The organism is Aeromonas sp. s10, from assembly GCF_040907975.1.
Classification (GTDB): domain Bacteria; phylum Pseudomonadota; class Gammaproteobacteria; order Enterobacterales; family Aeromonadaceae; genus Aeromonas; species Aeromonas caviae.
Map to the genome: position 1 here is coordinate 74,971 of NZ_JBFOCV010000041.1, position 19,721 is coordinate 94,691.

Annotated in this window: 19 protein-coding genes; 18 read left to right on the forward strand and 1 reads right to left on the reverse strand. The window is 63.2% G+C overall.

The features are described 5' to 3' along the window. The first annotated feature begins 13 nt into the window (after positions 1–13). The 4 genes from AB5Y59_RS14960 (at position 14) to lnt (ending at position 4,220) form a co-directional block, all read left to right on the forward strand. Positions 14–1,072: a PhoH family protein gene (locus AB5Y59_RS14960; protein ID WP_128344219.1), complete on the forward strand. Its 1,059-nt coding sequence runs from the start codon at positions 14–16 to the stop codon at positions 1,070–1,072. Next, positions 1,069–1,533 (forward strand): rRNA maturation RNase YbeY, encoded by a 465-nt coding sequence (gene ybeY, locus AB5Y59_RS14965; protein ID WP_039041101.1) that lies wholly within the window; start codon positions 1,069–1,071, stop codon positions 1,531–1,533. The genes AB5Y59_RS14960 and ybeY overlap by 4 nt, the downstream gene beginning before the upstream one ends. 95 nt (positions 1,534–1,628) lie before the next feature. After that, the gene (gene corC, locus AB5Y59_RS14970; RefSeq protein WP_010673769.1) at positions 1,629–2,510 is read left to right on the forward strand and encodes a CNNM family magnesium/cobalt transport protein CorC; all 882 of its coding nucleotides are present in this window, start codon (positions 1,629–1,631) and stop codon (positions 2,508–2,510) included. 180 nt (positions 2,511–2,690) lie between these two features. Then, positions 2,691–4,220: an apolipoprotein N-acyltransferase gene (gene lnt, locus AB5Y59_RS14975; protein WP_042014505.1), complete on the forward strand. Its 1,530-nt coding sequence runs from the start codon at positions 2,691–2,693 to the stop codon at positions 4,218–4,220. An 85-nt stretch (positions 4,221–4,305) separates the two neighbouring features. On the opposite strand, the gene AB5Y59_RS14980 is transcribed toward lnt, so the two are convergent. Beyond that, on the reverse strand, positions 4,306–4,794 hold the full coding sequence (locus tag AB5Y59_RS14980) for a zinc ribbon-containing protein (RefSeq protein WP_103243597.1): 489 nt from the start codon (positions 4,792–4,794) through the stop codon (positions 4,306–4,308). Between the two features lie 251 nt (positions 4,795–5,045). On the opposite strand from AB5Y59_RS14980, the gene leuS reads away from it, so the two are divergent. The 14 genes from leuS to lipA all read left to right on the forward strand — a co-directional run bounded on the left by leuS (position 5,046) and on the right by lipA (position 19,691). Further along, positions 5,046–7,622: a leucine--tRNA ligase gene (leuS, locus tag AB5Y59_RS14985; RefSeq protein WP_268451323.1), complete on the forward strand. Its 2,577-nt coding sequence runs from the start codon at positions 5,046–5,048 to the stop codon at positions 7,620–7,622. A 112-nt stretch (positions 7,623–7,734) separates the two neighbouring features. After that, positions 7,735–8,217 (forward strand): LPS assembly lipoprotein LptE, encoded by a 483-nt coding sequence (lptE, locus tag AB5Y59_RS14990; RefSeq protein ID WP_043153202.1) that lies wholly within the window; start codon positions 7,735–7,737, stop codon positions 8,215–8,217. 27 nt (positions 8,218–8,244) lie between these two features. Further along, positions 8,245–9,279, forward strand: a complete 1,035-nt coding sequence (gene holA, locus AB5Y59_RS14995) for a DNA polymerase III subunit delta (RefSeq protein WP_342040911.1) — start codon at positions 8,245–8,247, stop codon at positions 9,277–9,279. After that, on the forward strand, positions 9,273–9,926 hold the full coding sequence (gene nadD, locus AB5Y59_RS15000) for a nicotinate-nucleotide adenylyltransferase (protein WP_268451326.1): 654 nt from the start codon (positions 9,273–9,275) through the stop codon (positions 9,924–9,926). Before holA ends, nadD begins: the two co-directional genes overlap by 7 nt. A 212-nt stretch (positions 9,927–10,138) precedes the next feature. After that, positions 10,139–10,480 carry a ribosome silencing factor gene (gene rsfS / locus AB5Y59_RS15005; protein ID WP_010673762.1) on the forward strand — a complete coding sequence of 114 codons (342 nt, stop codon included), beginning with the start codon at positions 10,139–10,141 and terminating at the stop codon, positions 10,478–10,480. A 21-nt stretch (positions 10,481–10,501) separates the two neighbouring features. Continuing rightward, complete coding sequence (gene rlmH / locus AB5Y59_RS15010; protein ID WP_005298242.1) at positions 10,502–10,969, forward strand: 23S rRNA (pseudouridine(1915)-N(3))-methyltransferase RlmH; 468 nt, start codon at positions 10,502–10,504, stop codon at positions 10,967–10,969. A 64-nt stretch (positions 10,970–11,033) separates the two neighbouring features. Beyond that, the gene (mrdA, locus tag AB5Y59_RS15015; RefSeq protein ID WP_010673761.1) at positions 11,034–12,947 is read left to right on the forward strand and encodes a penicillin-binding protein 2; all 1,914 of its coding nucleotides are present in this window, start codon (positions 11,034–11,036) and stop codon (positions 12,945–12,947) included. After that, positions 12,944–14,047 (forward strand): rod shape-determining protein RodA, encoded by a 1,104-nt coding sequence (gene rodA / locus AB5Y59_RS15020; RefSeq protein WP_010673760.1) that lies wholly within the window; start codon positions 12,944–12,946, stop codon positions 14,045–14,047. Before mrdA ends, rodA begins: the two co-directional genes overlap by 4 nt. Beyond that, the gene (gene mltB / locus AB5Y59_RS15025; protein ID WP_268451327.1) at positions 14,047–15,045 is read left to right on the forward strand and encodes a lytic murein transglycosylase B; all 999 of its coding nucleotides are present in this window, start codon (positions 14,047–14,049) and stop codon (positions 15,043–15,045) included. The genes rodA and mltB overlap by 1 nt, the downstream gene beginning before the upstream one ends. Continuing rightward, positions 14,987–15,916, forward strand: coding sequence for a septal ring lytic transglycosylase RlpA family protein (locus AB5Y59_RS15030; RefSeq protein WP_219596688.1), 930 nt, complete (start codon positions 14,987–14,989; stop codon positions 15,914–15,916). Before mltB ends, AB5Y59_RS15030 begins: the two co-directional genes overlap by 59 nt. 165 nt (positions 15,917–16,081) lie before the next feature. Then, positions 16,082–17,311, forward strand: coding sequence for a D-alanyl-D-alanine carboxypeptidase family protein (locus AB5Y59_RS15035; protein ID WP_010673757.1), 1,230 nt, complete (start codon positions 16,082–16,084; stop codon positions 17,309–17,311). Positions 17,312–17,590: 279 nt separating this feature from the next. After that, entirely contained in the window at positions 17,591–17,854 is a 264-nt protein-coding gene (ybeD, locus tag AB5Y59_RS15040; protein WP_010673756.1) for a DUF493 family protein YbeD, read from the forward strand. 93 nt (positions 17,855–17,947) lie between these two features. Further along, entirely contained in the window at positions 17,948–18,640 is a 693-nt protein-coding gene (lipB, locus tag AB5Y59_RS15045) for a lipoyl(octanoyl) transferase LipB (RefSeq protein WP_010673755.1), read from the forward strand. Positions 18,641–18,725: 85 nt separating this feature from the next. Next, on the forward strand, positions 18,726–19,691 hold the full coding sequence (lipA, locus tag AB5Y59_RS15050) for a lipoyl synthase (RefSeq protein ID WP_214002485.1): 966 nt from the start codon (positions 18,726–18,728) through the stop codon (positions 19,689–19,691). Positions 19,692–19,721 lie beyond the last annotated feature (30 nt).

Below are 19,721 nucleotides of genomic sequence, written 5' to 3' on the forward strand. Positions count from 1 at the left end.
ATAAGAGGACACCTTGAGCCGACACATCTCCACCCTGAATCTGCACCTTGAACCCGCCGACAACCAGCGCCTCGCCAGCCTGTGCGGACCCTTTGACGACAACCTCAAGCAGCTGGAGCGCCGTCTCGGCATCGAGATAAGCTACCGGGACAACCACTTCCAAGTGATCGGCAAGCAGGCCCAGGTGGAGGCGGCTGCCGTCATCCTCAAGCACCTCTATGTGGAAACCCAGCCCCTCAAGGGGAGCAAGGTGAGCGACATCACCCCCGAGATGGTGCACCTGGCGGTGCAGGAGTCCCGCGTGCTGGAGCAGGACGACGAACCCGCCCCTTCCCTGCCCTACGGCAAGGAGGTCACGGTCAAGACCAAGCGCGGTCTCATCAAGCCCCGCAGCCCGAACCAGGCCCAGTACATCGCCAATATCGTGCGCCACGACATCAGCTTCGGCATAGGCCCGGCAGGGACCGGCAAGACCTATCTCGCCGTGGCCGCCGCCGTGGATGCCCTGGAGCGCCAGGAGATCCGCCGCATCCTGCTGACCCGCCCGGCGGTGGAAGCCGGTGAGAAGCTCGGCTTCCTGCCCGGCGATCTTTCCCAGAAGGTGGACCCCTACCTGCGCCCCCTCTACGACGCCCTGTTCGAGATGCTGGGCTTCGAGCGGGTGGAGAAGCTGATGGAGCGCAACGTCATCGAGGTGGCGCCGCTTGCCTACATGCGAGGCAGAACCTTGAATGACGCCTTTATCATCCTGGACGAGGCCCAGAACACCACCACGGAACAGATGAAGATGTTCCTGACCCGCATCGGCTTCAACTCCAAGGCAGTGGTGACCGGCGACATCACCCAGGTGGACCTGCCCCGCAGCACCAAATCCGGTCTGCGCCACGCCCTGGAGGTGTTGCAGGGGGTCGATGGCCTCTCCTTCAACTTCTTCGAGTCCAAGGACGTGGTGCGTCATCCCGTGGTGGCCCGCATCGTGCAGGCCTACGAGGCATTCGATGCCCAGCAGGCGGCCGAGAAGAGCGCAGCCACTCCCCGAAACGAGAACACCAGCAAAGAGAGTGTCCAATGAGCGTGACCCTGGATCTGCAACTGGCCTGCGCCAGCCCGGACGGCCTGCCGACCGAGGCCCAGCTGCAAGGCTGGCTCGACGGCACCATTCTGGGCTTCCAGCCCGAGGCCGAGGTGACGGTGCGCCTGGTGGACGAGGCGGAGAGCCGCGAGCTCAACCACACCTATCGCGGCAAGGACAAACCCACCAACGTGCTCTCCTTCCCCTTCGAGGCGCCACCGGGTCTCGAGCTGCCCCTGCTCGGGGATCTGGTGATCTGCCGCCAGGTGGTCGAGGCCGAAGCCGTCGAACAGGGCAAGCCCCTGATGGCCCACTGGGCTCACATGGTTGTGCATGGCAGTCTGCATCTGCTAGGTTATGACCATATCGAGGACGAGGAAGCCGAAGAGATGGAGCAGCTCGAGCGCGACATCATGCAGGAACTGGGCTTCGCCGATCCTTATCTGAACGACGAAGAGTAACGAACCGGATGGTCATCGTCTTGAAACAGCCGATGCCCATCCTCATATAGCCACAACGATTTCAAGTGTGTTCATACGAGTAACCAAGAGAGAAAATGACCGACGATCACCCTAGTACCGGCTCGCCGAAGAAAACCTGGCTCGACAAACTCAGCCAACTCTTCCAGGGCGAGCCAAAAGACCGCAACGATTTGGTAGAGGTCATCGCCGATGCCGAAGAGCGGGACCTCATCGATCAGGACACCAAGGACATGATCGAGGGCGTGCTCGAAATTGCCGAGCTGCGCGTGCGTGACATCATGATCCCCCGCTCCCAGATGGTGACCATCGAGAAGTCCCAGCCGGTGGACGAGTTCCTGCCGGTCATCATCGAATCCGGCCACTCCCGCTTCCCGGTGATCAACGAAGACAAGGATCACGTGGAGGGCATCTTGCTCGCCAAGGATCTGTTGCCGTTCGGTTTTGGCGGCCAGCATGCCAGCGAGCCGCTCCAGCTGGAGAAGATCCTGCGTCCCACGGTGATCGTGCCGGAGAGCAAGCGGGTTGATCGCCTGCTCAAGGAGTTCCGGGAAGAGCGCTACCACATGGCCATCGTGGTGGACGAGTTTGGCGGTGTCTCTGGTCTCGTGACCATCGAGGACATTCTGGAGCTCATCGTCGGCGAGATTGACGACGAGTTCGACGACATCGAGGACGAGCCGGAAGAGATCCGCCGCATCAGCAAGCGGGTCTTCTCGGTGAGCGCGCTGACAGAGATCGAGGACTTCAACGACTTCTTCGGCACCCAGTTCAGCGATGAAGAGGTGGACACCGTCGGCGGTCTGGTGATGCACGCCTTCAGCCACCTGCCCAAGAAGGGGGAAGAGATCGAACTCGACGGCTACCTGTTCAAGGTGATGCACGCCGATCGCCGTCGCCTGCAACAGTTGCAGGTGAAGATCCCCGAGCATCATGCGGCGGCGCAGCCGGAGTCCTGATCCCGCCCAGCACCATGCACATCCCGCGCCCCTCTCGTCAGGGGCGCTTTTTTTACCTCTCTCCCGCCGCGCGACCGCCCCTGGGCCCACGCCGACCGCGAGGCTCGCCGTTGACCCGGTTTGCGGTTAAGATGTCGGCCATTGTGTTTCCATTCAGTCCAATTCGAGCCCCGATCCCCCGTGAAATCGAAACTCCTGACCAGCCTGTTTGCCATTGCCAGCGGCGCCATCGCCGTGCTGGCCTTCTCCCCTTTCGGCTACTGGCCCCTGGTGATCCCCTCCCTGCTCGGCCTTTACGCCCTGCTGGACAAGGCCACCCCCAAACAGGCAGCCTGGCGAGGCTTCGGCTACGCCATGGGCCTGTTCCTGCCCGGGCAGTGGTGGATCCATGTCAGCATGACGGAGTTTGGCGGCATTCCGCTGCCGGCCGCCTTCGTGCTGCTGGCCGGGCTCTGCGCCTATCTCTCCCTCTACCCGACCCTGGCCTGCTGGCTCTTCGCCCGCTTCTTTGCCGGCCGCCACTGGAGCCGCTGGCTGCTCGCCTTCCCGGCGCTCTGGCTGATGGCCGACTGGCTGCGGGGCTGGGTGATGACCGGCTACCCCTGGCTCTGGTTCGGCTACACCCAGATAGACGGCCCCCTCAAGGGCTTCGCTCCCCTTCTCGGGGTGCAGGGCATCACCCTCGCCCTGCTGCTCACCGCCTCCGCCCTCTGGCTGGTATGGCAGCACCGCAAGCCGGCCTGGCTGCTGCTCCCCGTCGCCCTGGTGGGCGCCGCCCAGGGGCTGATGCAGCTCAACTGGGTGACCCGGGGTGAGCCGGTCAAGGTCGCGCTGGTGCAGGGCAACATCGAGCAGTCCCTCAAGTGGGATCCGGAGGCCCTGGTGCCGACGGTGCGCAAGTATCAGGATCTCAGCCGCGAGAACCAGGATGCCGACATCATCGTCTGGCCGGAGTCCGCCATCCCGGCCATCGAGAAGGAGATGGGTACCTATCTGGAGAGCCTGGACAAGGCGATGAAGGTGAACGACACCGGCCTGCTGGCGGGGATCATCCATTACGATCTGAAACAGCAGCGCTTCTTCAATACCGTGCTCGGCATGGGGGTGCAGGATGCAGAAGGCAAGGAGTCCTACTACTACGAGCACAAGAACCGCTACTACAAGTACCATCTGCTGCCCATCGGCGAGTTCGTACCCTTTGAAGATCTGCTGCGTCCCATCGCCCCCTTCTTCAACCTCCCCATGTCCTCCTTCAGCCGGGGTGACGAGGTGCAGCCGAACCTGATCGCCAAGGGGCTCAAGTTTGCCGCCGCCATCTGTTACGAGATCATCTTCCCGGACGAGGTGCGCCGCAATGTGCAGCCGGATACCGACTTTCTGCTGACCGTCTCCAACGACGCCTGGTTCGGCACCAGCATCGGCCCCTGGCAGCACATGGAGATCGCCCGCATGCGCGCCCTCGAGCTGGCCCGCCCGCTGCTGCGCGACACCAACACCGGCATCACCATCGTCACCGAGATAGACGGCAGCATCATCGCCCAGATCCCGCAATTCGAGGCTGGAGTATTGCGTGCCGAGGTACGCCCCGCCCACGGCCAGACCCCCTATCTGCGTTTTGGCAGCTGGCCCATGTATGGCCTGGCCGCCGCCCTGCTGGGGCTGGCCCTGTGGCTGCGCCCACGTGCCCACCCCTGGGCACGCAAGGGCTAAGACCACACAACGCCGATAAACAAAAGAGGCGCCCTTGGGCGCCTCTTTTTATGGTTTGGCTTATGGCTTGGCACAGTCTGGCGGCTCAAGGAGACAGCGGCTCGCGATGATATTCATCGGCCCCACACTCCGGGCAGGTGTCAAGCTGCTCCGGGTGCAGCACGGTATGGCGCCACTCGCAGTGATCGCACACCAGCACCCCGAGTCCCACCCAGTCCCCCGCCCGGTAGACCCCCTTGTGTTCCAGCTCGTCCGCCAACTCCTGCCACTCCACCTGGGTGCGGTCGGTCACGTCTGCCAACCAGGACCAGGCGGTGTCCTTGAGCGCCAGCATGAAGGCGGACTCCTCCACCTGCTCATCCTTGCGCCCTTCGTCATAGTTGCCCAGATCCCGCTTCACATACTCGGCGATCAGCGCCAGCTCGTCCTGGGTCAGATCCCCGGCCGCCTCCAGATAGGCCTGCACCTTGGCGATCATCCGGTTGAGGCGCTCTCCCTGAAACGCTTCCGTCTCTTCCCACTGCTTCTTGAGCTGGGCGATAAAGGCTTCATACCCTTGTCGACGTTTGTCCATGGCCATCACTCCTCTGCTGAATCCCGATCGAGCCAGACCCTGACCTCGGGCTCGGCGGATACGGGCGGCGGTTGCCATTCTCACTTCGTTGCGACTCTCGCGGCTCTTGCGGCTCTGCAAATCCTCGCGGGTACCGGACCTGGCCCGAGACCGGGCGGATGCTGGCGGTTGTTGCCGCCGCAGGATATGGGTATTCTATCGGGATTTCCCAGCCGTTTTATCTATTCATTTCACAGATCCGGATGTCACCAATGCAAGAGCAATACGTTCCCCAATCCATAGAACCAGCAGTGCAGAAGCACTGGGATGCCAAGAAAACCTTCAAGGCGGTGGAGAAAGTAGACAAGGAAAAGTTCTACTGCCTCTCCATGTTCCCCTATCCGTCTGGTCGTCTACACATGGGGCACGTTCGCAACTACACCATAGGTGATGTGATCTCCCGTTATCAACGGCTCAATGGCAAGAACGTGCTGCAACCCATCGGTTGGGATGCCTTCGGCCTGCCGGCAGAAAACGCCGCCATCAAGAACAACACGGCGCCGGCCCCCTGGACCTACGAAAACATCGAATACATGAAGAACCAGCTGAAGATGCTGGGTCTGGGCTATGACTGGGATCGGGAGCTGGCCACCTGCAAGCCGGACTACTACCGCTGGGAGCAGTGGTTCTTCACCAAGCTCTACGAAAAGGGCCTGGTCTACAAGAAGACTTCCTCCGTCAACTGGTGCCCGAACGACATGACCGTACTGGCCAACGAGCAGGTAGTGGACAACTGCTGCTGGCGCTGTGACACCCCGGTGGAGCAGAAAGAGATCCCTCAGTGGTTCATCAAGATCACCGACTACGCCGAAGAGCTGCTGAACGATATCGACAATCTGGAAGGCTGGCCGGAAATGGTCAAGACCATGCAGCGCAACTGGATTGGCCGCTCCGAAGGGGTCAACATCAGCTTCAATATCGACGGTCAGGCCGAGCACCTCGAGGTCTACACCACCCGTCCGGACACCTTCATGGGTGTGACCTATGTGGGCATCGCCGCCGGTCACCCGCTGGCGCTGCAAGCAGCCCAGAACAATCCGGAGCTGGCCGCCTTCATCGAAGAGTGCAAGAGCACCAAGGTGGCCGAAGCTGAACTGGCCACCATGGAGAAGAAGGGCATGGCCACCGGCCTCTACGCCATTCACCCGCTGGATGGCCGCAAGGTGCCCGTCTGGGTCGCCAACTTCGTGCTGATGAACTACGGCACCGGCGCCGTGATGGCAGTACCGGGTCACGACCTGCGTGACCACGAATTCGCCACCAAGTACGGCCTCGAGATCAAGCCTGTCATCAAGCCGGTTGATGGCGACGTCGACGTGAGCGAAGCGGCTTATACCGAGAAGGGCGTACTGTTCAACTCCGGCGAATTCGACGGTCTCGACTTCCAGGGTGCCTTCGATGCCATCGCCAACAAGCTGGAAGGGCTCGGCAAGGGCAAGCGCACCGTCAACTACCGCCTGCGCGACTGGGGTGTCTCCCGTCAGCGCTACTGGGGCGCTCCCATCCCCATGCTGACCCTGGCGGACGGTACCGTGGTGCCGACCCCGGAAGATCAACTGCCGGTACTGCTGCCGGAAGACGTGGTGATGGACGGTATCCAGAGCCCCATCAAGGCCGACGCCGAGTGGGCCAAGACCACGTATAACGGCCAGGAAGCGTTCCGCGAGACCGATACCTTCGACACCTTCATGGAGTCCTCCTGGTACTACGCCCGCTACTGCTCCCCGGACTACGACAAGGGCATGCTGGATCCGGCGGCTGCCAACCACTGGCTGCCGGTGGATCAATACATCGGCGGCATCGAGCACGCCTGTATGCACCTGCTCTATGCCCGCTTCTTCCACAAGCTGCTGCGTGATGCGGGCCTCGTGAACAGCGACGAGCCGTTCAAGCGCCTGCTCTGCCAGGGCATGGTGCTGGCCGACGCCTTCTACTACAAGGATGAGAAGGGCGGCAACGTCTGGGTCAGCCCCCTCGACGTCAAGGTTGAGCGCGACGACAAGGGCCGCATCACCAAGGCTGTCGACCTTGAGGGTCGTGAAGTGATGCACTCCGGCATGACCAAGATGTCCAAGTCCAAGAACAACGGCATCGACCCGCAGCTGATGGTGGAGCGTTACGGCGCCGATACCGTCCGTCTGTTCATGATGTTCGCCTCTCCGGCCGAGATGACCCTGGAGTGGTCCGACTCCGGCGTGGAAGGTGCCCAGCGCTTCCTGCGTCGCCTGTGGCGCATCACCTTCGAGCACGTATCCGGTGGCGCCGTTGCCGCACTGGACGTCGCCGCCCTCACCAGCGACCAGAAAGCCGTGCGCCGCGAGCTGCACAAGACCATCGCCAAGGTGAGCGACGATGTGGGTCGCCGTCAGACCTTCAACACCGCCATCGCCGCCATCATGGAGCTGATGAACAACCTGGCAAAACTGGGCAGTGACGCTCAGGATCGCGCCCTGATGCAGGAAGCGCTGGAAGCGGTCGTGGTCATGCTCTACCCCATCACCCCGCACATCGGCTTCGAGCTGTGGAAGATGCTGGGCAAGGAAGGGGACATCGATGTCGCGGCCTGGCCGGTGGCTGACGAAGCGGCCATGGTCGAGACCGAGAAGCTGGTGGTGGTGCAGATCAACGGCAAGATGCGCGGCAAACTGACCGTACCGGCCGAGATAAGCCAGGCCGACGTCGAGAAGCTGGCCATGGCCGATGCGTCCGTACAGAAGTTCACTGACGGTCTGACCGTGCGCAAAGTCGTGTACGTGCCGGGCAAGCTGCTCAACATCGTGGCCAACTGATGACGCCTCCCCTGGCGGCGGCCGACGGTCCGGGCCAGGGGCTGACGACACACGGATGATGACGGCGGGCCCTGCGCCCGCCGCTCTTCCCTTCATGCAAAGAGGATTTTTTATGGGCACCATCTTCACGCGCTGGATGGCCATCGTGCTGGCAGGACTGCTGCTGCAGGCCTGCGGTTTTCAGATGCGGGGCACCGCCATTCCCCCAGAGCTGATGACCATGAAAGTGGTCGGTGACAACAAGAGCGACTTCTACCGACTGGTCACCACCCGTCTCAAGGCCGCTGGCGTCGAACTCGCCGACAAGGAGGGCATCCCGGTGCTGACCCTGGCCGGGGTACGTAGCCGCAGCCAGGTCGCCTCCGTCGACTCCATCGGCCAGGACCGCGAATACCTGCTCAGTTACAGCACCCAGTTCACCGTGGTCATGCCGGGCAAACCGACCCAGGTCTTCCCCATCACCTTCAACCGCAGCTTCCTGAACAAGCCGGATGCGGCACTCGCCTCCTCCCGCGAGCAGGAGCAGCTGGGCAAGGAGATGCAGGAGCAGGCCGCCAACCTGGTTATTCGCCAGCTCAGTCAGGTCAAGTTCTGATGCGCGTATCTTGATGAGAGGGTGTTGATGAGAGTCTATCCCGAGCAGTTTGCGGATCATCTCAAGGCAGGGCTCAAGCCCTGCTATCTCATTTTTGGGGACGAGCCCCTGCTCAAACTGGAAGCTGTCGACGCCGTGCGTCAGGTGGCACGCAAACAGGGCTTCGATGAACGCCACAGCTTCGTGGTGGAACAGGGGTTGGACTGGAACCAGGTCTACGATGCCTGCCAGGCCATGAGCCTGTTCTCGGCCCGCCAGATCATCGAGCTGGAGCTGCCCGCCAAGATCGACAAGGATCTCGCCGCCCGCATCAGCGACATTGGCAAGCAGCTCCACCCCGATATGCTGCTGGTGCTCTCGGGCCCCCGCCTCAACCAGACCCAGATGAAGGCGTCCTGGTTCGACAAGCTGAGCCAGAGCGGCACCTATGTGCCGGTCAACCACCCCGAGCCCCGCTTCTTCCCGCGCTGGATGAGCGCCCGTTTTCAGCGCTTCGGCCTCAAGGCACTGCCGGATGCGGTCAACTTCATGTGCCACGCCTACGAGGGCAACCTGCTGGCCGCGAGCCAGGAGATCGAGAAGCTGACCCTGCTCTCGCCGCCCCAGCCCATCAGCGTCGCATATCTGCAAGAGACCATCATCCGCCACGCCCACTTCACCCCCTTCCAGCTCGTCGATACCCTGCTGGAAGGAAAGGTGAACCGGGCCCAGCGCATCCTGCTGGCCCTGCGCGCCGAAGGCACCGAACCCGGCATGCTGGCTTGGACCCTGTGCCGCGAACTGGAGCAGCTCACCGAGCTGGCGCTGGCCGCCCGCGCCGGACAGCCCCTGGTGGAGCATTTCAGCCGCCTGCGCATCTGGCAGAGTCGCCAGCAGCTCATCCAGCAGGCGCTGACCCGGCTTCCCTTCCCCAAGATCCGGCAGCTCTGGCAACTGATGGCCCGGCTGGACGATGCCCAGCGCCATTTCGACACCGAGCAGGCCTGGCTGATGCTGCAAACCATCGCCCTCGGCTTTCGTGACGGTACCCCGCTCCTCCTGCTGGAGACGGAATCATGCTGACACCGCCCATCGGGATCCTCGGCGGCACCTTCGATCCCATTCACATCGGCCACCTGAGGCCCGCCATCGAGGCACGGGATGCCCTGGGTCTGGCCGAGGTGCGCCTGCTCCCGAACCATATCCCGCCCCACCGGGCCAATCCGCTCTGCTCCAGCGAGCAGCGGCTCGCCATGGTCCGGCTCGCTGCAGCGGACAACCCGGGATTCGTGGTGGATGAGCGGGAGCTCAGGCGCGACACTCCCTCCTGGACTATCGACACCCTTGTCGCGTTGAGGAGCGAGCTGCCGGACACCCCGCTCTGCTTTTTGATGGGGATGGATTCCCTGATCGGCCTGCCGAGCTGGCACCGCTGGCAGGAGCTGCTCGATTACGCCCATCTGGTGGTGAGCTACCGCCCAGGCTGGCAACCGGATTATCCCGTCCAGGTTGCCGAGCTGCTGGCCCACCACCAGACCCGGGACATTCAGGATCTCCATCGCCAGCGCCACGGTCATGTCTGGCTTTGTGACAACCTGCCCGTCGAGCTGTCGGCCACACGCCTGCGTGCCCTGCTCGCGGCAGGCCAGGATCCCAAATACCTGCTGCCCAACCCGGTCGCCGACTATATCCGGCGCCACGGGCTCTACCGCTCATCGGCAACGCAGTAAACGGCGTCACGCAGGCGGGTCAGCCGACACGTCCGGGCGCACCGGGCCCGGCCCTGACTATTGCCAGGCCGGGTTGCACACTATAGTGATCGTCAAGGGGCCCCTCCCCTACGGGACGGCTCCCCGGGCGATGCTCCCTTTGCCAGGCTGGGAAACGGGAGTGACCATGATATAATCCGCCGCCCTCTGGCGCCGGAAGATAGGAGAAGACATTGCAAGGCCAAGAATTGCTCGCCTTTATCGTCGACAAGATCGATGACATGAAAGGCCGCGACATCATCACCCTCGATGTGCGCGGCAAATCCAGCATCACGGACACCATGATCATCTGCTCCGGCAACTCCAATCGTCACGTCAGTGCCATCGCCCACAACCTCGCCAGCGAGGCCCGTCATGCGGGGCTCGACCTGCTGAGCGTGGAAGGGGAACTCACCGGTGAGTGGGTGCTGGTGGACATGGGGTCGGTCATCGTCCACGTGATGCAGGATGAGTACCGCGACTTCTACCAGCTGGAAAAGCTCTGGAGCGGCGCCGCCCAGGTCAATTCGCAATAAAGGGCGACAGCGTAACCAAAGATGAAGATCCAGTTGATTGCCGTGGGCACCAAGATGCCTGCTTGGGTAGAGCATGGCTTCGAAGAGTACCGTCGCCGCTTCCCCAAAGACATGCCGTTCGAGCTGGTCGAGATCGGCGCAGGCAAGCGCGGCAAGAATGCCGACATTCCCCGCATCCTGCAAAAGGAAGGGGAAGCCATGCTGGCCGCCGCCGGCCGCTCCCGCATCGTGACCCTGGACATTCCGGGCAAGCCCTGGACCACGGAGCAGCTCGCCGTGCAACTGGAAGCCTGGAAGCTGGATGGCCGGGATGTGGCGCTGCTGGTGGGTGGCCCGGAGGGGCTTTCCCCCGAGTGCAAGGCTGCCGCGGAACAGAGCTGGTCGCTCTCGCCCCTGACCCTGCCCCATCCCCTGGTGCGGGTACTGGTGGCCGAGAGCCTCTACCGCGCCTGGAGCATCACCACCAATCACCCTTATCACAGAGAGTGACCCATGCCGACCCTGAGCATGCATTTCTCCTCTCTCACCCGCACGTCAGCCACAAGGTAACGGCATGCTGAAGAATCGCATTGAAATGCGCGATCACAGTGCCGAGGGACGTCTGTTCTTCCGGCGCACCCTGGTCGCCTACATCGGCATGGTCACCCTCATGCTGGTGCTGCTGGCTAACCTCTACTACCTGCAAGTAGAGTCTTACGAAACCTACCAGACCCGCTCCAATGACAACCGCATCCGTGTGGTGCCGGTGGCGCCGCCCCGTGGCCTCATCTACGACGCCAACGGTGTCCTGCTGGCGGAAAACCGCCCGGTCTACAGCCTGGAGATCGTGCCCGAAGAGACCGAGAACCTGGAGAAGACCGCGGACGACCTCATCACCCTGCTGGCCCTGCCGGAGGGGACCAAGGAGAAGTTCCTGGCCGAGGTCAAGCGTCAGCGCCGCTTCAAGCCCGTGCCCCTGTTCGAGAAGCTGACCGAATACCAGGTCGCCCTCTTCTCGGTCAACCAGCATAACTACCCGGGGGCCAGCATCGAGGCCTACCTCAAGCGCTACTACCCGTTCGGCGATACCCTCACCCATGCCCTGGGCTACGTGGCCAAGATCAACACCCGTGACGTGGAGCGCCTCGAGAAGGAGGAGAAGCTCGCCAACTATGCCGCCACCAAGGACATCGGCAAACAGGGGGTGGAGAAGTACTACGAGGATCAGCTGCACGGCGTGGCGGGTTATCAGGAGGTCGAGGTGAACAACCGCGGCCGGGTGGTGCGCACCCTGAAATTCCAGCCCCCCGAGCCCGGCAAGGACATCTACCTCAACATCGACATCCGCCTGCAGTTGAAGGCCCAGGAGCTGCTGGCCGGCCGCCGGGGCGCCATCGTGATGATGGAGCCCAACACCGGCGCCATCCTGGCCATGGAGTCGAGCCCGAGCTACGACCCCAACCTGTTCGTGACCGGCATCTCCAGCGCCAACTACTCGGCGCTGCTCAACGATCCCGCCCGGCCGCTGGTGAACCGAACCACCCAGGGCATCTATGCCCCCGCCTCCACCGTCAAGCCCATGATGGCGGTGATGGGGCTCAACGAGGGGGCCATCACCCCCAATTACCGCTACTTCGGCGGGCCCAGCTTCTCCATCCCGGGCACCACCAAGAAGTTCCGGGACTGGCGCCGCTGGGGCCACGGCTGGCTCGACGTCTATCGCGCCATCGAAGTGTCTGCGGACACTTATTTCTACGATCTCGCCTACCGGGTCGGCATCGACAAGATCAACAGCTACATGACCAAGTTCGGCTTCGGCCAGTACAGCGGCGTGGACCTCTATGAAGAGACCCGGGGCGTCATGCCCTCCCGGGACTGGAAGATGGCCCGCTGGCGTCAACCCTGGTATCAGGGGGACACCATCTCCATCGGCATCGGCCAGGGCTACTGGAGCGCCACCCCGATCCAGCTCGCCAAGGCCATCAGCATCCTGACCCAGAACGGTCACGACGTGACGCCGCACCTGCTCAAGAGCACCGCCTCCTCCGATGGCGTGGTCAACGCCCCCATCAACCCGAACGTGGCCATCGCCGCCAAGAGCGATACCTACTGGCAGGTGGCCAAGGACGGCATGTGGCGCGTCATCAACGGCCACGAAGGGACGGGGCGCCGCGCCTTCGCCAATACCCCCTACAAGGCGGCGGGCAAGTCCGGCACCGCCCAGGTGGTGGGCCTCAAGGAGAACCAGGTCTACAACGCGGCCACCACCAAGGTGGAGCACCGCGACAACGCCCTGTTCGTCGCCTTCGCCCCCTTCGAGGCACCCAAGGCAGTGGTCGCCCTGGTGCTGGAGAACGCCGGGGGCGGCAGCGCCATGGCGGCACCGGTCGCCCGCCACATGCTGGATGCCTATCTGCTGCCGCCGGAACCCCAGTTGCCACCGGCACCGGAAAAGCCGTCCCAACCGAGTGAGGTCGTTTCCCAATGAGTAATTCTGCCCGCCAGCAGAGCATCTGGTACAAGCTGCACATCGACCTGCCGCTGCTGCTCGGCCTGCTGACCCTGATGGCCCTCTCCATGGTGGTGCTCTACTCCGCCTCGGGCCAGGATCTCGACTCCATCGTGCGCCAGCTGGTGCGCGGCGCCCTGGCCTTCGGTCTGATGATCGGCATGGCCCAGCTGCCACCCTCCCTCTATGCCCGCTGGTCGGTGCCACTGTTTGCGGTGGTGGTGCTGCTGCTCATCGCGGTGGACGTGTTCGGCCATATCGGCAAGGGGGCCCAGCGCTGGCTCGATCTCGGCTTCATGAAGTTCCAGCCCTCCGAAGTGATGAAACTCTCCATGCCCATCATGGTGGCCGCCTGGCTCAGCCGGCACTCCCTGCCGCCGAAGTTCAGCCATGTGATGATCGCCCTGGTGATGGTGCTGCTGCCCACCCTGCTGATCGCGGCCCAACCCGATCTCGGCACCTCCATCCTGGTGGCCGCTTCCGGCTTCTTCGTCATCTTCCTGGCGGGGATCAGCTGGTGGCTCATCGGGCTCGCGGTCTTGCTCATCTGCGCCTTCATGCCGGTACTCTGGTTCTTCCTGATGCACGACTACCAGCGCCAGCGGGTGCTGATGCTGCTGGACCCGGAGAAGGACCCGCTCGGTCGCGGCTATCACATCATCCAGTCCAAGATTGCGATCGGCTCCGGCGGCGTGTTCGGCAAGGGGTGGCTGCAAGGCACCCAGTCCCAGCTCGAATTCCTGCCAGAGCGCCACACCGACTTCATCTTCGCCGTCTTCAGCGAGGAGTTCGGTCTGGTGGGAGTGGCCCTCTTGCTGGTCATCTACCTCTACATCATCAGCCGCTGCCTGTTTATCTCCATGCAGGCCCAGAACAGCTTCGAACGCCTGCTGGGGGGCGCCCTGACCCTGACCTTCTTCGTCTATGTGTTCGTCAATATGGGCATGGTAAGCGGCATCCTGCCAGTGGTAGGGGTTCCCCTGCCACTGGTGAGCTACGGCGGCACCTCCATGGTGACCCTGATGGCGGGCTTCGGCGTTCTGATGTCCATCCAGACCCACAGGCGGCTGCTCGCCTGATGCGGCTCGGCTGGCTGGCTCTATCTCTATGCACCCTGACGGCGAGTGCTGCCGTCTCGCCGGCCCGGCTCAGCCTGCTGGCCGAGCAGCAGCAGGTGCCGCTGGCAGAGTTGCAGGCCGCCGCCGCCCAGGCCAGCCTGCGCCAGGAGGTGCTGGACACCATCCGCCGCCCCTGGGAAGCCAAGCCCTGGCACCGCTACAGGCCGCTGTTCGTCACCCCGGAGCGCATCCGGGACGGAGTGGGATTCTGGCAGCGCCATGCCGCCACCCTGGCACGGGCCGAGCAGACCTACCAGGTCCCCGCCTCCCTCATCGTCGCCATCATCGGCATCGAGACCTTTTACGGTCGACAGATGGGCCGCCATCCGGTGCTCGACAGCCTTTACACCCTGGGATTCCACTACCCAGAACGGGAGGATTTCTTCGCCAAGGAGTTTGCCCAGCTGGTGCTGCTTGCCCGGGAAGAGAAGTGGCCGCTCACCAGTCTCAAGGGTTCCTATGCCGGCGCCATGGGCATGGGCCAGTTCATGCCCTCCAGCTACCGCCACTACGCGGTCGACTTCGACGGAGACGGCAAGCGGGATCTCTTCGCCAACCCGGCAGATGCCATCGGCAGCGTGGCCAACTACTTCGCCCTGCACCACTGGCGCTGGGGCGAGCCGGTGGTGGAGCCCGCCTTGATCGGATTGGCGCCAGTAGGTACCCTGCTTGCACCCGAGCCCGAGCTAAGACACCGCTGGGCAGAGCTGGCCGCTGCGGGCATAGAAGTCGCCACACCGCCGTCACCCGAGACGCCGGTAAAACTGCTGGCGATGGAGCAGGCCGAAGGACCGGAATACTGGGTCGCGCGCCACAATTTTTACGTGATCACCCGCTACAATCGCAGCCCTCTCTATGCGATGGCGGTGCATCAACTCAGTCAAGCAATCCAGGACGCTTATGCATTACAGCCACAAACTTCTTCCCCTCAGCCTGACCTTGTTGCTGGCCGCCTGTAGCAGCCAACCCGAACCCCAGCCGCTGCCCCCGGAGCCCGTCCCCCAGGAGAAGCCCCAGGTCATCGAGATCCCCCAGGCGACCGGCGCCATTCCCCGCCCCGAACCCATGAGCGAGAGCGGCAACCGGGACTACTGGATCGGAAAGCAGAAGTTTGAGGTGTGGCGCGACATCAAGCACTACAGCGAGGAAGGCACTGCCAGCTGGCTCTCCCGGGATCTGGACGGCAACAAGACTGCCAACGGCGACGTGCAGGACAGCACCCTGTTCAGCGCCGCCCATCGCAACCTGCCCCTGCCAAGCTACGTGCGGGTCACCAATCTGGACAACGGTCTGGAGACCATAGTACGCGTCAATGATCGCGGCCCCTTCGGCAGCGATCGCCTGATCGATCTCTCCCACGCCGCCGCCGCGCAGTTGGAGATGGTGGAAGGGGGTGAGGCCCGGGTGCGCCTCGAACTCATCACCGATCAGCCGGATCAGATGGTGGAGATGGTGCCCATGACCCCGATGACGCCCATGGAGCCTGCGGCGCCAGCAGCCAATTCCTTCGTGAACGAGACGCCGGCCCCCACGGCACCGGCCAAGGCCGCGCCTGCTCCTGCTCCTGCCGCCACGGCAACCACCACCGTCTCCCCCCCCAAGGCAGGTGCGACCCAGGGCAAGATGATCCAGGTGCTCGCCAGCGGCTCGCAGGCGCGGGCCGAGGCCATGGGCAAGGTGATGACCCAGCGCTATGGCGTGCCGTACCAGGTGGTGGCACATGGCGCCGTCTTCCGCGTCCTGCTCGGACCCGTGGCCAGCGACAAGCAGGCCCCTCTGCTCGAGCAGATCCGCCAGGGTGGGTTGGAGCAGGCCTTCATCGTGCCCTGATACCCGCCCCGACCTCGCGCCGGGATACGACGCGAGGTCGGGGACCATCCCATAAAATCCCGTCCAGGTCGCATCTCGGACTATGACCGACACGCACATCTGGTATAGTGGGGCCCGCTTTTTTTCAACTTGGGTACATCCCATCCAGGCACCAGGAATTTCAAGATGTCCAAATTTGCCCGCTCCGTTATTCTGGCCTCCCTGTTAAGCGCCACCGCTCAGGCCAACCAGCCTGTTCCGACCCCGGATTCGGCCCTGCCGAGTGCCCAGCCGGTCCCCACTTTGAACAGCGCCCCCATGGTGGTGCCTGCCGCGCCCGAAATCTCCGCCAAGGCCCACATCCTGATCGACTACTTCTCCGGACAGGTGCTGGCCGAGCAGAACGCCGACGAGCGTCTGCCCCCCGCCAGCCTGACCAAGATGATGACCTCCTACATCGTCGGCGACGAGTTGCACAAGGGGAACATCAAGGGCACCGACATGGTGACCATCAGCCAGAACGCCTGGTCCAAGAACTACTCCGATTCCTCCAAGATGTTCATCGAGGTGGGCAAGCAGGTCTCCGTCGATGATCTCAACAAGGGCATCATCATCCAGTCCGGCAACGACGCCTGCGTCGCCATGGCCGAGCACCTGGCAGGCAGCACCGACTCCTTCGCCAGCCTGATGAACGCCTGGGCCGCCAAGCTCGGCATGAAGGACTCCCAGTTCAAGAACCCCCACGGCCTGGATGAAGAGGGCCACTACAGTACCGCCCGCGACATGGCCCGCCTGGGTCAGGCCCTGATCCACGATCAGCCGGAGGAGTACAAGATCTACTCCCAGAAGTCCTTCGTGTTCAACGGCATCACCCAGCACAACCGCAACCGCCTGCTGTGGGACCAATCCCTGCAGGTTGACGGCATCAAGACAGGTCACGTCAGCCAGGTCGGCTACAACCTGGTCTCTTCCGCCACCAACAACGAAGGCATGCGCCTGATCGCCGTGGTCATGGGGGCCAACAGCGAGGCCTCACGCGCTGCCGAGAGCAAGAAGCTGCTCACCTACGGCTTCCGCTTCTTCCAGAGCCTGACCCCCTACAAGGCGGGCACCGAACTGGTCACCCAGAAGATCTGGATGGGCGACAAGCCGGAAGTGAAGCTGGGGGTCGACAAGGACGTCTCCGTGCTGGTCACCCGTGGCCAGGGCAACAACCTCAAGGCGGACTTCCAGCTGGAGAGCGAGCTGAAGGCGCCCCTGGCCAAGGGCCAGCGCGTCGGCACCGTGTACCTCAAGCAAGGGGACAAGGAGATCAAGCAGGTTCCCCTGGTTGCCCTGGAAGAGGTGCAGGAAGGTGGCCTGATGAGCCGCCTGTGGGATTACCTGGTCATGCTGGTCTCCAGCTGGTTCAAGTAACAGACCCTTCCTCAAGCAGCGGCGCCAACAGGCGCCGCTGCTGTCTTTTGCGGTCTGTCCAGTCAATAACCCTGTAATCTGCAGGTTCCGCCGACTGACGATTTGTGGTAAAAAGCAGCATTTCCACGTCTTGCCGCACCGCCGGGTCTTGATCCCGAGGCGGCTCATGCCCATATAGACTGGGAACTGTCCCCTGGGGGCAGATGAGGGGACCGTTTCGGCGGCCCTCAAAGACGTAAAGATGACGCCGCGTCCCGGCGACCCAGAAAGGTGAAGTAGATGAATACCAAGTTTGATGAACTGCTGGAGTTCCCCTGCAAGTTCCCGTTCAAGGTGCTTGGCGTGGCCGATCCCGCCCTGCCCGACATGGTGGTGGAAGTGCTGCAGCAACATGCTCCCGGCACCTACAGCCCGACCGTTCAACCGAGCTCCAAGGGCAACTATCACTCGGTACGGGTGACGGTCACCGCCCAGAGCAAGGAACACATCGAGGCCATGTATACCGCCCTTGGCAAGATCGAGCTGGTTCGTTACGTCCTGTAAGTTGCCTCTCTCGCCCCGCCACCGGGGCGACTGATTATTTGCCGCCCGGTCGCAGCGGCGACCGTACCGACACCGCGCCGCCAGTGAGGAAAGATGTCACTCGAAACGCCCGCCGAGCCACAACCGTCAGCCGGCCAACTGCTCGTCAGACAGCTGGGCCGTCGCCCCTACCAGCCGGTGTGGGACGCCATGAAGGCGTTCACCGACAATCGCACCCCCGACACCCCGGACGAGTTCTGGGTGGTGGAGCATGACCCCGTCTACACCCAGGGTCAGGCCGGCAAGGCCGAACACCTGCTCGCCCCCGGCAACATCCCGGTGGTGCAGAGTGATCGCGGTGGCCAGGTGACCTATCACGGCCCGGGCCAGCTGGTGCTCTACGTGCTGGTGGATGTGCGCCGCAGCAAGCTCTCTGTACGGGAGCTGGTGACCTGCCTCGAAACCGCCATCATCAACACGCTCGCCAAAAGCAATATCGAGGCCTACGCCAAGGCCGATGCCCCGGGCGTCTACGTGAAGAGCGATCTGGGCATGGAGGCCAAGCTGGCGTCCCTGGGCTTGCGCATTCGCAAGGGGTGCTCGTTCCACGGGTTGGCTCTCAACGTCAACATGGACATGACCCCCTTCCTGCGCATCAATCCGTGCGGCTATGCGGGTATGGCCATGACCCAGACCAGCGCCCTGGGCGGCCCGCAGAGCGTCGCCGAGGCACAGTCCCTGCTGGTGACGGAGCTGGCCCGCCTGATTGGCTACCAAGAGATCACGAATACCGAAGAGGCGGCATGAGCAAGCCCATGCTGCCTGGCCATGAGGGCACAGAGATGACCCTGGTGGCTATCAACCAGACAATAACAAACACCGAGAGTGAATCATGAGCAAACCCGTTCGTATGGAGCCGGGCGTCAAGCTGCGCGATGGCGACAAGATGGCCCTGATCCCGGTGAAATTCATGCCGGATCCCAACGAGGAAGTGCTGCGCAAGCCGGACTGGATGCGGATCAAGCTGCCGCCGTCGAGCCAGAAGATCGAGCACATCAAGAGCACCCTGCGCAAAAACAAGCTGCACTCTGTGTGTGAAGAGGCTTCCTGCCCCAACCTGGCGGAGTGCTTCAACCACGGCACCGCGACCTTCATGATCATGGGCGCCATCTGTACCCGCCGCTGCCCCTTCTGCGACGTGGCCCACGGCCGTCCATTGCCGCTGGATCCGGAGGAGCCGAAGAAGCTGGCGCTGACCATCAAGGAGATGGGGCTCAAATACGTGGTGATCACCTCGGTGGACCGCGACGATCTGCGGGACGGCGGTGCCCAGCACTTCGCCGACTGCATCAAGCAGATCCGCGAGCACAGCCCGCAGACCCGCATCGAGATCCTGACCCCGGACTTCCGTGGCCGGATGGAGCAGGCGCTGGAGGTGTTCCGCGAGACCCCGCCTGACGTCTTCAACCACAACCTGGAAACCGCCCCGCGCATGTACCGGGTTGCCCGTCCGGGTGCCGACTACAAGTGGTCTCTGGAGCTGCTGCGCCGCATCAAGGAGATGCACCCCCACGTGCCGACCAAGTCCGGCGTCATGATGGGTCTGGGCGAAACCAACGAAGAGATCGTGCAGGTACTCAAGGACTTGCGCGAGCACGGCGTCAACATGCTGACCCTGGGCCAGTACCTGCAACCGAGCCGCCACCACCTGCCGGTGAAGCGTTATGTGCCGCCCGCAGAGTTCGACGAACTCAAGGATGTGGCCATGGATCTCGGCTTCAGCCACGCCGCCTGCGGTCCCTTCGTGCGTTCCTCCTACCACGCAGACCTGCAAGCCAAGGGGGAAGAGGTCAAATAAGCCTCTTTTCCTGCTGGCAGAAAAAAGAGC

Excerpts from the sequence above, each read along its gene's own strand:
- ybeY (WP_039041101.1), top strand. The coding sequence starts at position 1,069 with ATGAGCGTGACCCTGGATCTGCAACTGGCCTGCGCCAGCCCGGACGGC.
- corC (WP_010673769.1), top strand. The coding sequence starts at position 1,629 with ATGACCGACGATCACCCTAGTACCGGCTCGCCGAAGAAAACCTGGCTC.
- AB5Y59_RS14980 (WP_103243597.1), bottom strand. The coding sequence starts at position 4,794 with ATGGACAAACGTCGACAAGGGTATGAAGCCTTTATCGCCCAGCTCAAG.
- leuS (WP_268451323.1), top strand. The coding sequence starts at position 5,046 with ATGCAAGAGCAATACGTTCCCCAATCCATAGAACCAGCAGTGCAGAAG.
- lptE (WP_043153202.1), top strand. The coding sequence starts at position 7,735 with ATGGGCACCATCTTCACGCGCTGGATGGCCATCGTGCTGGCAGGACTG.
- holA (WP_342040911.1), top strand. The coding sequence starts at position 8,245 with ATGAGAGTCTATCCCGAGCAGTTTGCGGATCATCTCAAGGCAGGGCTC.
- nadD (WP_268451326.1), top strand. The coding sequence starts at position 9,273 with ATGCTGACACCGCCCATCGGGATCCTCGGCGGCACCTTCGATCCCATT.
- rlmH (WP_005298242.1), top strand. The coding sequence starts at position 10,502 with ATGAAGATCCAGTTGATTGCCGTGGGCACCAAGATGCCTGCTTGGGTA.
- mrdA (WP_010673761.1), top strand. The coding sequence starts at position 11,034 with ATGCTGAAGAATCGCATTGAAATGCGCGATCACAGTGCCGAGGGACGT.
- rodA (WP_010673760.1), top strand. The coding sequence starts at position 12,944 with ATGAGTAATTCTGCCCGCCAGCAGAGCATCTGGTACAAGCTGCACATC.
- mltB (WP_268451327.1), top strand. The coding sequence starts at position 14,047 with ATGCGGCTCGGCTGGCTGGCTCTATCTCTATGCACCCTGACGGCGAGT.
- AB5Y59_RS15030 (WP_219596688.1), top strand. The coding sequence starts at position 14,987 with ATGCATTACAGCCACAAACTTCTTCCCCTCAGCCTGACCTTGTTGCTG.
- AB5Y59_RS15035 (WP_010673757.1), top strand. The coding sequence starts at position 16,082 with ATGTCCAAATTTGCCCGCTCCGTTATTCTGGCCTCCCTGTTAAGCGCC.
- ybeD (WP_010673756.1), top strand. The coding sequence starts at position 17,591 with ATGAATACCAAGTTTGATGAACTGCTGGAGTTCCCCTGCAAGTTCCCG.
- lipB (WP_010673755.1), top strand. The coding sequence starts at position 17,948 with ATGTCACTCGAAACGCCCGCCGAGCCACAACCGTCAGCCGGCCAACTG.
- lipA (WP_214002485.1), top strand. The coding sequence starts at position 18,726 with ATGAGCAAACCCGTTCGTATGGAGCCGGGCGTCAAGCTGCGCGATGGC.